The organism is Caulobacter sp. (genome assembly GCF_035254145.1).
Taxonomy (GTDB): Bacteria; Pseudomonadota; Alphaproteobacteria; order Caulobacterales; family Caulobacteraceae; genus Caulobacter.
In genome coordinates, this window is record NZ_DATFAV010000231.1 from 1 (window position 1) to 12,958 (window position 12,958).

Genomic DNA, 12,958 nt, shown 5'->3' on the forward strand with positions numbered 1-12,958 from the left:
CGCCGGGCCGCTGGCGACCAGCGAAGTGTCGTTGAGAAGCTTCGGCCGCAAGCTGCGGGCCCTGGTTCCGGAGAGCCGGCTGGCGCGGCCGCCGGAGGGGTGGTGAGTTTCCCCCAATGCCCCCGTCCCCCTCGATGGGGGAAGGGGCGGGGATGGGGGAAGGGGCGGGGATGGGTGTGCTCGCACGGCGACCGCCGCATCACCCCCACCCAACCCTCCCCCATCGAGGGGGAGGGCTAATCATGCGCGCCGCCTTCACTCGCGAGGCCCCCGACGTCCGCCGCCAGGCCTTGGTCGACGCCGCAGAGGTCGTGTTGGCCCGCGAGGGCGTGGCGGGAACGTCGGTGCGAGGCATCTGCGCCGAGGCGGGCGTGTCGCCGGGACTGCTGCGCCACTATTTCGAGGGTGTGGACCAGTTGATCGCCGCCGCCTACGAGGCCGTCAGCCAGCGGATCGACGCGGCGCTGGAGGCGGCCGTCGACGCCGCCGGGGCCGATCCACGACAGCGGGCGCTGGCCTATCTGACCGCCAGTTTCGCCCCGCCGGTGCTGGATCCTCGCCTGCTGGCTGCCTGGATCGGCTTCTGGAGCCTGGTCAAGACCAAGCCGCGCATGGCCGCCATCCACGCGGCCTCCTACGCCGAGTTCCGCGCCCGGCTGGAGACCCTACTGGCGCGGGCCGGCGCGCGCGACACGCGCCTGGCGGCCATCGCCCTGACGGCGACCGTGGACGGATTGTGGCTGGAGCTGTGCCTGGATCCGGCCACCTTCGGCCCGGACGAGGCGGCGCGGATCGTGGGCCGCGCCCTGGAAGCCTGGCTCTAGGACGGATCGCCAATCAACGCGGCGCTCGAAGTCAACACCTCGCCTTCCTGGGCCTTGCGCCCAGGACCCATGTTGGCGGCAGGCCGTGATTTTGAAGTGATGTGGGGGCTGAACAGCCCAGAACGCCGGTCAAACTCAGTCGTAGCTGAACGATGGATCCTGGGCATGAGGCCCAGGAAGGCAGGAATTGTTCGCTGATTTGAATGTCGATCGACTCTAGGCGAGCCGGCCCTGAAGAACGCTGGAACTCCGGTCTTCCCGGCGGGAGCCAGGCAAGGAAGTCGCCGGGGCGCGCCGTCGTTGCGGCGCCATATCCCACCACCCCTACGCTTCGGCGCGGCTTTCGCCGGGAAGACCGGGCGCCCCCTATCGTGGAGCATAAGGCCCGTACGCTGATGTTTCGGACGCGGACTTTACGCTCGATCTCTGAAGCCTGACGATCAGCCGGCCCCTTGAGCCCAGACGATCATCATACTCTAAACATTTGATTTGGAAGCCTTTCGACCGTTTCGCATGATTCCATGCGAGGCCGCAGGCTCCAACTCACGTTAGGCGAAAGTGTGGCGACTTCACCACCCTTGCGCGCTTCCATCTTGGCGTATCTTCTGACGACGAACCTTCTGAGCCGGGCCTTCTGGCGACGGGCCTTCTGGCGACGGACTGGCATCCGCTTCGTCGGAAAATGCTCTTACGCTTGAACTGTCTTACGCCGCGGCGTGGCTGGCGGCGCGATTGCGTCCCCAGGACGGCGTGCGGACTTCTGGCTCGAACACCTGAACCTTGGCCATGCGCCCCTGCTCGCGCATGTGGCGCGCCAGCAGCTGGGCCAGGGCCTCGGCCTCGTGCTGCGAGGAATAGCAGCCAATCAACTCCGCCGAGTCGTTCCAGGTCACATGCCACACACCGGCGACCGGGCGGACGTAGTAGTGATTCTCGGTCATGAAGACCTCCTTGGACGTACTCAACGTGACACTAACCACGTCGACATGACAGTTGTTTCGCTTTCGCACAATCAATTTGCGCTGCGATGCACAATGCATGATCCAGGCCAGGCGGCGCTGTGCGGTTTTTCACCGCGACGGAACGCCTTCACGGCTCGTCCTTCACCACCGCCCCGCCCTTCATCACCTTGCTGACCTTGGTCAGCAGCGCGATGTCCGCCAGCGGATCGCCGGCCACCGCGATCAGGTCGGCGTAGCAGCCGGGAGCGTCGCAGCCGACCCGTCCCGTCTTGGCCATCAGCTCGGCGGCGACGACCGTGGCCGACTGGATCGCCTGCATCGGCGTCATGCCGTACTTGACCATGTAGGGCATCTGGCGCGCGTTCCAGCCGTGCGGATAGACGCCGGCGTCGGTGCCGTAGGCGATCTTGACCCCCGCCTTGACCGCCTTGCTGAAGCCCTCGCGCTGGGCGTCCGTCGTCTCGCGGTTCTTGCGGATCATGCCATCGGGCCAGTGGTGCTCGCGGCCGTAGGTGTCAATGAAGTCGCCGTTGTAGATGTCGGCCACCAGGAAGGCGCCCTTGGCCTTCATCAGGGCGATCCCCTCGTCGTCGATCAGCGAGCCGTGCTCGATCGAGCGCACCCTGGCCCGGACGGCGGTCTTGATCCCCTCGGCCCCGTGGGCGTGGGCGGTGGCGTAGGTTCCGCGCTTGGCGGCCTCCTCGACGGCGGCGCGAATCTCGTCTTCGCCGAGCTCCAGTTGGCCGGGCTCGGTGCCCTCGGTCAGCACCGCGCCGGTGGCGATCAGCTTGATGAAGTCGGCGCCGTGGACCAGCAGGTCATGGACCTTGCGATGGACGTCGGCGGCGTCCTCGACCACGCCGCGGCGCATCTCGGCTGGGATGCCGACGTCGGGGGCGATCCCGGTGATCTCGCCGCCGCCGCCGGGCGCGGTGACATAGGCGCCGGCCACCGACATGCGCGGCCCGAGCACGAAACCGGCCTCGATCGCGTCGCGCAGGGCCACGTCGCTGAAGGCCCGCCAGCTGCCGACGTCGCGCACGCTGGTGAAGCCGGCCATCAGGGTCGCGCGGGCGTGCGCGGCGCCGACATAGGCCTGCTGGGCGGCGCTGCGCAGCAGGGGCTGGGCGATGTTCTCGCTCTGCTCGTCGTCGACCAGGTGGGTGTGCATGTCGATCAGGCCGGGCAGCACCGTCATCTCGCTCCAGTCGACGAGCGGGCCGTCGCTCGGCTCGCTCGACCAGGCGGTGACGGCGGTGATCTTGCCATCCTCGATGCGGATCAGGCGATCGTCGGACACCTTGCCGGACTGGGGGTCGATCAGCCGGCCGGCCCGGACATAGGACGGCTCGCCCGCCGACGCGGCGGTGGCTGCGAGCCCAGCCAGCAGGGCGGCCGCGGTCACTCGGGCGGTCAGGCGGGCGGTCAGGCGAACGATCATCGGGCGGCCTCCTGGGCCAGGCGCGCGCGGCGCATCAAGAGGTAGACCGGCGCGCCGGCCGCCAGCAGCACCAGGCCCCAGAAGGTCACCGACCAGCCCGCGCCGTAGAAGGTCCAGGCCGAATAGACGGCGGCGACGGCGGCCACGATCGCCAGGGCCGGCGACAGCGGCATACGCCCCTCGCGCCCCAGCTTCAGCACCGCCAGCGAGCAGAAGAGGTAGGCGAACAGGCTCGAGGCCGTGGCCAGCAAGGCCATGAAGGTGAAGGTGTCCGCCATCGACTTGGCGTAGTTCATCAGCACCAGGATGGTCACCAGCACGCTGGACAGGACGTGGGCTCGCACCGGCGTGCCGTTGGCCGTGGTCTTGCCCATCCAGGCGGGGAAGACGCCCTCGCGCGCCATGGCCGCCGGCATTTCGCCCTGCAGCAGCACCCAGCCGTTCAGGGCGCCCAGGGCGCTGATCGCGGCGAAGGCCGCCAGGGCCAGGCGCAGGTCCCCGCCGCCGTGATAGGCCACGAAGTCGACCAGCGGCGCATTGGAGCCTTGCAGCACCGAGACGGGAGTCAGCAGCAGCACGCCCGACGAGACGAGCAGATAGATCAGGCCGGTGAAAGCGGTTCCGAACAGGGTCGAGCGCGGGATGTTGCGCTGCGGCTGGTCGACCTGTTCGGCGGGGATGGTCGCCGACTCCACGCCCAGCAGCGCCCACAGCGTCAGGGCCGCGGCGGCGGTGATCCCACCGCCCGACAGGGCCGAGGGCTCGAACGGCGCGATCGCCGCCGGCCCCTTGCGCAGCAGGACGAGGCCGGCCAGGGCCGCCACGGCGACCAGCGGCGCCAGCTTCAGGATGGTGGTCACCAGCTGGGTCCAGCCGGCCGTGCGGGCGCCGGCGCAGTTGATGGCCGTGGCCGCCCACACCGCCGCCACCGTGACCAGGGCGGCCAGGCCCGGGGTCTTGGCCAGGGCCGGAACGAAGACGCTCATATAGCTGACGGCGGCGATGGCCAGGGCGGCGTTGGAGACCCAGACCGAGATCCAATAGGACCAGGCGACCATGAAGCCGGCCGGCCGGCCGAACGCCTCCTCGGTATAGGCGAAAGGGCCGCCCGCGCGGGGAAAGGCCTGGGCCAGCCGCGCGAAGACCAGGGCCAGGCACAGGGCGCCGCCGATGGTGATCAGCCAGGCGATCACGGCGTTCCAGCCATAGGGCGCCAGCGAGGCCGGCAACATGAACACGCCCGAGCCGATCATGTTGCCCACGACCAGGGCCACGCACATCCAGAGGCCGAGGGGCTTGGCTTTGGAAGTCTTCATGAGAATCCGAGGGGTTGCGAAAAGGGGCGGTCCGCCGGACCGCCCCTCGCTCTCCCGCCTTTACTAGAACGTCTTGCCCAGCTTGATCCCGATCGTGCGCGGCTGGTTGGGCACGATGTAGGTCATCGGATAGCAGAGGGCTTCGGCGCACTCGGCGTAGCGGTTCAGGCTGGCCCGCTTGTCGAAGATGTTCTTGATGTAGAGCGACAGCGACAGCCCGTCCTTGTCCATCCCCGTCGAGGCGTCCAGGGTGGAATAGCGGGGCTGCTTGCCGATCAGGCCCCGCTCGAGCGTCCGCAGGTCGGTCCAGTTGCTGGTCTGGCCGACGTACGAGCCTTGGACGAAGGCGTCCCAGTCGTTCAGGCTGAAGTCGTAGCGGACGGTGACGTTGCCCTTGAACTTCGGCGTCACCGGCAGCACCTGGCCGTCCGGGGCCTGGGGCGCGTCGCACTTGGTGATCGGATTGCCCGACGTGTCGGTGAAGCCGCAATAGTTGGCGGTCAGCTTGGCGTCGGTATAGGCGGCCGCGGCGTTGATCGTCAGGCCGTGGACCGGAACCCAGGTGACGTCGCTCTCAATGCCTTTGATCCGCGCCTGGTTGGCGTTCTTGATCTCGGTGAGGCCGTTGGCCCCCAGGATCGAGAACTGGAAGTTCGTCCAGTCCTCCATGAACACCGCGCCGTTCCAGCGGAAGCTGTTGTTCAGCCAAGTGGTCTTCCAGCCGGCCTCGTAGTTCTTCAGATAGTCGGCGTGGTAGGGGGGCAGGGTCGAGCGCCGGTTGATGCCGCCCGGCCGGAAGCCCTTGGAGTAGGTGGCGTAGACCAGCTTGTCGCCGTCGATCTTGTAGGTCAGCGTCACCTTCGGCGAGTTGCCGCTTTCCTTCACGCCCTTGTCCAGATTGGTGCAGGGCGAGCCCGCCACCACCGGCCCCTTGAAGCAGGCGCGCTCGCCGGTCGAGCCGTAGCCCGCGCCGTAGCCGTAGAAGCCCACCAGGGTGTTGTGCGCCTTGAAGAAGCGGATGCCGGCCGTCAGCATCAGCTTGTCGGTGATGTCGTATTCGGCCTGGCCGAACACGGCCTTGTCGCGGTCGACCCGGTTCTGCTTGGTCAGCCAGATGGTGCCCGGATAGCCCGGCACCGAGATGTCGCTGCCCAGGCCCGCGATCTGGTAGTTCTGGAAGATGTTGTGCTTCTGCTTCTGGTAGAAGCCGCCGACCACGAACCGCAGCTTCTGGTCCTGTGGCGAGGCGATCCGGATCTCGTGGCTTTCCTTGCGATAGCGATCCTTGCCCTGGATGTACTGCGAGGGATTGACCAGGTTGCCGGCGTTGTCGGTCCAGGCGAAGCCCGAGCCCAGCTGATCGTAGAAGTACGAGTAGTCGGTGTAGTCCGAGTTGGTGACGTCGTTGCGCTTCAGGTAGGAGCCGGCGTAGGTGACGTCGAGATTGGCCACCTGGCCCTCGATGGTCATGGCCGCCTGGACCCACTTGTCCTTGCTGCTCTCCGGATAGAAGTGGCTGACCTTCAGGTCGCCGACCTTGGGATCGTAGGCGAACAGGCCGCCGACCTTCTGCACCTGGCCCATGACCTGGGGCGTGATCACCCAGTTGTCGTCGATCTCGATGCGCAGGGCCGCGCGGCCGCCCTGGGTGTAGACGGTGTTGTAGTCGTCCTTGACCCGAGCGTTGTTGCTGATCGTCACGTCGTTGGTCGGATCATCGTCGCCGCGGGTGTAGGTGCGCGAGCCCAGCACGTTGTCGATATAGCCCGCGTCGCGCACGTCCCAGCCGACCAGGCGCACGGCCATCTTGTCGGACAGCGGGATGTTGACGAAGCCTTCCAGCGTGTGGCCCGTGCCGCCGTGGTCGACCTGGTTCAGCTCGAGGTCGACCCCCGCCGAGAAGCCGGCCGTGGAGGGCTTGTTGGTGATGATCCGGAGCGTGCCGGCCTGGGAGCTGGCGCCGTACAGCGTGCCCTGCGGCCCGGCCAGGGCCTCGACCCGGGCGATGTCGTAGACGTGGATGTCCAGAGCGCCCTGGATGGTGGTGACCGGCTGCTCGTCCAGATAGACGCCGACGCTGGGCAGCGAGCCCGAGTGGTTGCCGTCGCCGCCGCTGGCGACGCCGCGCATGTAGACCTGGCCAAAGCCCGGGCCCGAGGTCGTGAACGACACGCTCGGCAGATACTTCACATAGTCGACGAAGGCGCCGACCTGCAGCTGCTCAAGCTTCTCGCCGCCCAGCGCCTGGATGCTGACCGGCACGTCCTGCAGATTCTCGGAACGCTTCTGGGCCGTGACCACCACCTCTTCCAGGGCGGTGGAGCCCGGCGCGGTCTGGGCCTGGGCGTGCGCCAGGCCGCCGATCATGGTTGAGGCCAACAGGGCGGCTGAATAGATCCCCGCCTTCTTCTTCGAACGAACCAAACCCGACGACATAAGTCGCTCCCCTACCCCATTTGAGGGAACGATGTTCGACCCGCGTCTAAGCGTCCGGCAAGATTGGAAATTTCAGTCCGGCGTCAATTCTGGGGAGTGTTGCAGAAATGGCAGGTGGCGCGACAGATGGTCAAATAACGGGCGCATCGGGATAGGCGGCGAGCACCGGTCCCAATGCCTGCTTGAGCGGGCCAAGGTGCGATTCGAAATTCTGCCAGTGCTCGACCGCATCCTTGAAGATCGGCCGGCGGACCTGCTCTGAACTGGCGGTGCGCACGGCGCGGTCGTTCTTGTGCGGCGACAGGCAAGCCTCCTCGAACGGCAGGCCGCAGTGGTCGAGCAGGGCGCGAATCTCGCGCTCGGGATTTTCGATCATCGCCTCGTAGATCACCCGGTGGACGCGCCCCGGCAGCACGGCGTCGAAATGGGCCATCAGCTCCACATAGTCGGCGTAGTAGCGGCCGATGTCGGTCAGGTCGTAGCTGAACGCCTGCCCCCGCGCGAAATGCTGCTTGAAGCCCGAGAAGCAGCAGCCCAGCGGATGGCGACGCGCGTCGATGATCTTCGCGTTGGGCAGGATCAGGTGGATGAAGCCCGCGTGCGCGAAGTTGTTGGGCATCTTGTCGATGAAGAACGCCTTGTCGGTCTTGCGCTGGACGCGGGTGCGCTCGATGAACTCCTCGCCCAGCTCGCGAAGCTGATCCGGCGACAGATCGGCCAGCACCTCGGGATAGCTCGACTCGGCGCGGTTGGCGGTCTTACCGCCCAGACGCCGGGCCATGACGATCAGGTCGGGCAGCTCCATGGTGCCCTCGACCATCGAATGGCTGGCCAGGATCTGCTCCACCAGGGTCGAGCCGGCGCGCGGCAGGCCGACGATGAAGATCGGATCGGGCGCTCGCGACCCCTGCCCTGCCCGCGCCGCCAGGAAGGCCGGCGTGAACACCGCCTTGGCGCGCGCGGTCTCGGCGGCGTTCTCCTCGGGATCATAGTCGAGCTGCTTCCGCCGGATCGCGGCGCCGGCGGCGTAGTGGGCGAACGAGTCGTCCCAGGCCTCCGCGTCCTCGCGCGCCTTGCCCAGGGCGTAGCGCAGGTGCAGGCGGTCGTCGTCGGAGAGACCGGGCGCGTCGAGGGCGGCGGTCATGGCCGCCACGTCCTCGGGCGTGAACTTGACGGTCTTGAGGTTGGCCAGACTCCACCAGGCCTCGCCCAGGGTCGGCGCCTGGTCCAGCGCCTTGCGGTAGGCGGCGATCGCGTCCGACTGGCGGCCCACGGTCTTCAGGGCGTGGCCATAGCTCATCCAGCCCTTGGGCTGGTTCGGATACTCCGCCAGCATCCGCTCGCAGACGGCGATGGCCTGATCGTATTCGCCCAGCCGCGCCAGGATCGCCGCGCGCAGATTGGCGTAGCCGGGGTGGCGCGGATCCTTGTCAGTCAGGCGCTGGATCTCGGCGAGCGCCTCCAGGTTCTTGTTCTGGCGATAGAGCATGGTCGCCAGGTTGTGCCGGGCGGCGGCGAAGTTCGGGGCCAGCTCCAGGCAGCGGGTCAGCAGGCCTTCGGCGTCGGCGTAGCGGCCCAGGCGCGCGCCGGTCTCGGCCAGCATGCGGATCGCCGCGATATCGGCCGGATCGGCCTTAAGCCGTTCGCGCAGCAGGCGCTCGGCCTCGCCGAGGTGGTTGTCGCCCAAGGCGGTGGCGGCCTCGATCAGCAGCGGATCGCGGGTCGAGGCGCGCAGCTGCCGGGCCAGGGCCCGCTCGGCGCCGTCGTGATCGCCCAGCAGGGCGAGGTTTTCCGAAAGTCCGCGCCAGGCTTCGGACAGGCGCGGCTCCAGGGCGCTGGCCCGTTCGAAGGCCTTGGCCGCCTCGGCGGTGCGGCCTAGGCGTTCCAGGCAGAGGCCAAGCTCCAGCTGGGCCAAGGGCAGGTTCGGAAGGGCGGCGGCCAGCGGCGCGACCGTCTCCAGCGCCGCCTCGATCTCACCGCATAGCCGCAGGGCGGTGGCCAGAAGGCGGGTAGTGTCGGCGTGCCGCGGTACGACCTCGAGGATCGCCCGCGCCTGCTCGGCCGCCAGACGCGGATCGCGCTCCAGCAATCGCTCGGCGTTGGCGAACGCGTCGGCGAGACTGGCGGCGGGAGCGGTCGTGGCGGTCATGGGACGAGGAGAGCGGGCGGAGGGCGGAGGTGTCAATTGGAGCGCCGCTTAAATCCTCCCCCCAGCGGGGGAGGATTTGACTGGGCTTAGCTCACAACCGATCCCGCAGGGCGTACCAGGACAGCCCCGCCACGGTCAGCGGCCAGCGCAGCCAGCGGCCGCCCGGGAACGGCGGCGTGGGGACACGCGAGAGCAGGCCGAGCGCTTCGGTGTTCTCCTCCGCCAGCAGCCGCCCGACATGGGGCGCCAGCATCACCCCTTGGCCCGAATAGCCCGAGGCCACGCGCACGCCCGGCGCGATCTCGCCCACGAACGGCATCCGGCTCATGGTGATGCCCAGGGTCCCGCCCCAGGCGTGGGTCAGCTCGACTTCGGCCAGGCGCGGATAGACCTTGGCGAGGTTCTTGCGAACCATGCCGGCGATGTCGCGCGGGAAGCCGGGCCGATAGTTCTCGCCGCCGCCGAACAGCAGCCGGCCGTCGGGCGTCTTGCGGAAATAGTTGACGACGAAGCGGCTGTCGGACACCGCCGCGTTCGAGCGGATAATCTCGCCGGCCAGCGGCCCGAGAGGCGCGGTGACGGCGATGAAGTTGTTGATCGGCATGACCCGTGAGCACGCCGGGCCGGCCATGGCGTTCAGGCAGCCGTCGCCGGTCAGGATCAGCCGCTCGCACGTCACCCGCCCGCGCGCCGTCTCGACGATGATCCGGTCGCCCGCGCGCCGCCAGGTCTCGGCCCGGCTGTGCTCGTGGATCACCGCGCCGGCCGCCATGGCCTGGCGCGCCAGGCCCTGGGCCAGCTTCAGCGGATGGACGTGGCCGCCGCCGCGATCGACCAGCCCCCCGTGATAGACGTCCGTCCCCAGCTCGTGGGCCAGGTCCGCCTCGCCGATCAGTTCAAGCTGGTCGTAGCCGTAGCGGCCGGCCATCAGCGCGACATGGGCCGCGTCCTCGGCCTCGCCGTTCGGCTTGTGGCGGGCATGGATCATGCCCGGCCGCCAGTCGCAGTCGATCGTGTCGGTCAGGGTCTTGAAGTGGGCCCGGGCGTCCTCGGCCAGGCGCCACAGCGCCAGGGCGTCGTCGCGACCGACGGCCTTCTCCAACCAGGCCTGGTCGCGCCGCTGGCCAGTATGGACCTGCCCGCCGTTGCGCCCCGTGGCGGCGGCGCCGACATGGGCGGCTTCCAGGACGACGGCTCGGTTCCCCAGCGCCAGGGCCGCGCCGAGGCCCGTGAAGCCCGCGCCGACGACGCAGACCTCGGCGGAGGCGTCGCCGTCTAGCGGCGGCGGGCCGGGGAAGTCAGACGCGGTGTCCGCGTACCAATTCCCTCTCCCATGGGGAGAGGGCGGGACCCGCCGCGAAGCGGTGCGGGGGTGAGGGGGTTCGCCGGTCACCGCTGTAACCCCTCATCCGCCCACGCCTTCGGCGCGGGTCCCCCCTTCTCCCAGAGGGAGAAGGTGACCAACACCTCACACATTCAGCAGCAGGAACTCCCGCTCCCACGGGCTGATCGTGCGCATGAAGGTCTCGTACTCGGCCTGCTTCACCCGGTCGTAGGCCGCGCAGAAGGTCGGGCCCAGGATGTCGACCAGCGGCTGGCAGGCCTCGAACAGCTTCAGCGATTCCGACAGGCTGCGCGGCAGCTCGATGCCCCGCGCGCTGGCGTCGATGGCCACCGGCTCGGTCGGCTTCAGGCCCTGGACCATGCCGAGATAGCCCGCCGCCAGCGAAGCGGCAATCGCCAGATAGGGATTGGCGTCCGACGAGGGGATCCGGTTCTCCAGGCGGCGATTGGCCGGGTCGGACGGCGGCACGCGCAGGCCGCAGGTGCGGTTGTCGTAGCCCCACTGGGTGTTCACCGGCGCTCCGCTGTCGCGCGAGATCCGGCGGTAGCTGTTCACATAGGGCGCCAGGATCGCCATGATCGCCGGCAGGAAGGTCTGCTGACCGGCGATGAAGCCGTGGAACAGGTCCGTCTCCTGCCCCTCGTCTCCGGAGAACAGGTTGCGCCCCTTCCGGTCGACGATCGACTGGTGGATGTGCATGGCGCTGCCCGGCTCGCTGGCCATCGGCTTGGCCATGAAGGTCGCGTAGATCTCGTGCTCCAGCGCCACCTCGCGGATGGTGCGCTTCATCATGAAGACCTGGTCGGCCAGCTCCAGCGGATGGCCGTGCCGCAGGTTGATCTCCATCTGCGCCACGCCGCTTTCGTGGATCAGGGTGTCGATCTCCAGCCCCTGGCGCTCGGAGTACTCGTACATGTCCTCGAACAGGGCGTCGAACTCGTTGACCGCGCTGATCGAATAGCCTTGCCGCCCCGTCTCGGGCCGGCCTGAACGCCCGATGGGCGGTTTGAGCGGATAGTCCGGGTCGGTGTTGCGGTCGACCAGATAGAACTCGATCTCCGGCGCGACGATCGGGCTCCAGCCCTTTTCGTCATAGAGGGCCAGCACCCGGCGCAGCACCTGGCGGGGGGCCTCCTCGACCGGGCGGCCGTCGGGGTGGAAGGCGTCGTGGATCACCTGGGCCGTCGGGTCCTGGGCCCACGGCACGGCGGCCAGGGTGGCGAAGTCCGGGGTCAGGAAGATGTCGGTGTCGGACTGCACCGCGTTCACCGCCCCCTCGAACTCGGGGAAGTCGCCGGTGATGGTCTGGTAGAACACCGCCAGCGGCAGGTTCATCGACGGCGTGCCCAGGAACTTGCGCACCGGCATGATCTTGCCGCGCGCCACGCCGGCGAGATCGGGCACCACGCACTCGATCTCCTCGATGCTCTGGCGCGCGAACCAGGCCTGGGCCTCCTCCAGGGTCGAGACGCCGCGGTCCAGCGTGTGCTCGCGCTTGGCCTTGTTGTGCTTGGGTTTCATGACACCGCCTCCGGTTTCAGCGCGCGGAGAATGGGCTCGGCCTCGGTCAGGGATCGCTCGATGATCCCGACCAGCTCGTCGATCTCCGCGTGGGTGATGACCAGCGGCGGGCAGCAGACGATGCTGTCGCGGATGGCGCGGACCATCAGGCCGTTCTTGATGCAGATATCGCGGACGATCGGCCCGGCCTCGCCCTCCTTGTCGAGGAAGCGATGGTTGGTCCCCTTCTCGCGGACGATCTCGACGGCGCCGATCAGGCCCAGCGAGCGGGTCTCGCCGACCAGCGGATGGTCGTTCAGCCGGGCCAGGGCCTTGGCCAGATAGGGGCCGGTGTCCTCGCGCGTGCGCTCGATCAGGGCCTCGCGCTCCATGATCTCGATGTTCTTCAGCGCCACCGCCGCGCAGGTCGGGTGGCCCGAGTACGTAAAGCCGTGGATGAAGTCGCCGCCCTTCTCGCGCAGTTCGGCGACGATGTGGTCGGCCACGCCCACGGCCGAGATCGGCAGGTAGCCGGACGACAGGCCCTTGGCCATGGCGATCAGGTCCGGCTTGATCCCGTAGTGCTGGTGACCGAACCATTGGCCCAGGCGCCCGAAGCCGCAAATCACCTCGTCGCAGACCAGCAGGATCCCGTACTTGCGGCACAGGGCCTCGACCGCCGGCCAGTAGCCGTCCGGCGGGATGATCACCCCGCCCGCCCCCTGCACCGGCTCGCCGATGAAGGCCGCGACGTTCTCGGGGCCGACCTCCAGGATCTTGTCCTCGATGGCCTTGACCGCCCGGTCGCGGAAGGCGGCCGGGTCCTCGCCGAAGCCGTCGCCGAATTGATAGGGCTGCATCACGTGATGGACGCCGGGAATCGGCAGGTCGCCCTGCACATGCATGTGCTTCATGCCGCCCAGCGACACCCCGGCCACGGTCGAGCCGTGATAGGCGTTCCAGCGGCTGATGAAGGCGGTGCGCC

At 68.5% G+C, this 12,958-nt stretch carries 10 protein-coding genes; 2 read left to right on the forward strand and 8 right to left on the reverse strand.

The window, feature by feature from the left end:
• Together VJ655_RS14230 and VJ655_RS14235 are read left to right on the forward strand one after the other, a co-directional pair.
• The coding region (locus VJ655_RS14230; protein ID WP_324112161.1) for a hypothetical protein at nt 1–106 on the forward strand (106 nt) is incomplete at its 5' end.
• Between the two features lie 136 nt (nt 107–242).
• Nucleotides 243–824 (forward strand): TetR/AcrR family transcriptional regulator, encoded by a 582-nt coding sequence (locus tag VJ655_RS14235; RefSeq protein ID WP_324112143.1) that lies wholly within the window; start codon nt 243–245, stop codon nt 822–824.
• A gap of 704 nt (nt 825–1,528) precedes the next feature.
• Here VJ655_RS14235 and VJ655_RS14240 read toward each other — a convergent pair.
• The 8 genes from VJ655_RS14240 to VJ655_RS14275 form a co-directional block, all read right to left on the reverse strand.
• Nucleotides 1,529–1,765 (reverse strand): hypothetical protein, encoded by a 237-nt coding sequence (locus VJ655_RS14240; RefSeq protein ID WP_324112145.1) that lies wholly within the window; start codon nt 1,763–1,765, stop codon nt 1,529–1,531.
• Nucleotides 1,766–1,913: 148 nt separating this feature from the next.
• Complete coding sequence (locus tag VJ655_RS14245) at nt 1,914–3,227, reverse strand: amidohydrolase family protein (protein WP_324112147.1); 1,314 nt, start codon at nt 3,225–3,227, stop codon at nt 1,914–1,916.
• Entirely contained in the window at nt 3,224–4,543 is a 1,320-nt protein-coding gene (locus VJ655_RS14250; protein ID WP_324112149.1) for an APC family permease, read from the reverse strand. The genes VJ655_RS14245 and VJ655_RS14250 overlap by 4 nt, the downstream gene beginning before the upstream one ends.
• 63 nt (nt 4,544–4,606) lie before the next feature.
• Entirely contained in the window at nt 4,607–6,979 is a 2,373-nt protein-coding gene (locus VJ655_RS14255) for a TonB-dependent receptor (protein WP_324112151.1), read from the reverse strand.
• Between the two features lie 130 nt (nt 6,980–7,109).
• On the reverse strand, nt 7,110–9,128 hold the full coding sequence (locus VJ655_RS14260; protein ID WP_324112153.1) for a tetratricopeptide repeat-containing sulfotransferase family protein: 2,019 nt from the start codon (nt 9,126–9,128) through the stop codon (nt 7,110–7,112).
• A gap of 91 nt (nt 9,129–9,219) precedes the next feature.
• Nucleotides 9,220–10,521 carry an FAD-binding oxidoreductase gene (locus VJ655_RS14265; RefSeq protein ID WP_324112155.1) on the reverse strand — a complete coding sequence of 434 codons (1,302 nt, stop codon included), beginning with the start codon at nt 10,519–10,521 and terminating at the stop codon, nt 9,220–9,222.
• Nucleotides 10,522–10,596: 75 nt separating this feature from the next.
• Nucleotides 10,597–11,994 carry a glutamine synthetase family protein gene (locus VJ655_RS14270; RefSeq protein WP_324112157.1) on the reverse strand — a complete coding sequence of 466 codons (1,398 nt, stop codon included), beginning with the start codon at nt 11,992–11,994 and terminating at the stop codon, nt 10,597–10,599.
• Nucleotides 11,991–12,958, reverse strand: a 968-nt coding sequence (locus VJ655_RS14275) for an aminotransferase class III-fold pyridoxal phosphate-dependent enzyme (protein ID WP_324112159.1), incomplete at its 5' end; no start/stop codon positions are given. The genes VJ655_RS14270 and VJ655_RS14275, both read right to left, overlap by 4 nt.

Coding starts and splice junctions, on each gene's coding strand:
- VJ655_RS14235 (WP_324112143.1), top strand. CDS start 243: ATGCGCGCCGCCTTCACTCGCGAGGCCCCCGACGTCCGCCGCCAGGCC.
- VJ655_RS14240 (WP_324112145.1), bottom strand. CDS start 1,765: ATGACCGAGAATCACTACTACGTCCGCCCGGTCGCCGGTGTGTGGCAT.
- VJ655_RS14245 (WP_324112147.1), bottom strand. CDS start 3,227: ATGATCGTTCGCCTGACCGCCCGCCTGACCGCCCGAGTGACCGCGGCC.
- VJ655_RS14250 (WP_324112149.1), bottom strand. CDS start 4,543: ATGAAGACTTCCAAAGCCAAGCCCCTCGGCCTCTGGATGTGCGTGGCC.
- VJ655_RS14255 (WP_324112151.1), bottom strand. CDS start 6,979: ATGTCGTCGGGTTTGGTTCGTTCGAAGAAGAAGGCGGGGATCTATTCA.
- VJ655_RS14260 (WP_324112153.1), bottom strand. CDS start 9,128: ATGACCGCCACGACCGCTCCCGCCGCCAGTCTCGCCGACGCGTTCGCC.
- VJ655_RS14270 (WP_324112157.1), bottom strand. CDS start 11,994: ATGAAACCCAAGCACAACAAGGCCAAGCGCGAGCACACGCTGGACCGC.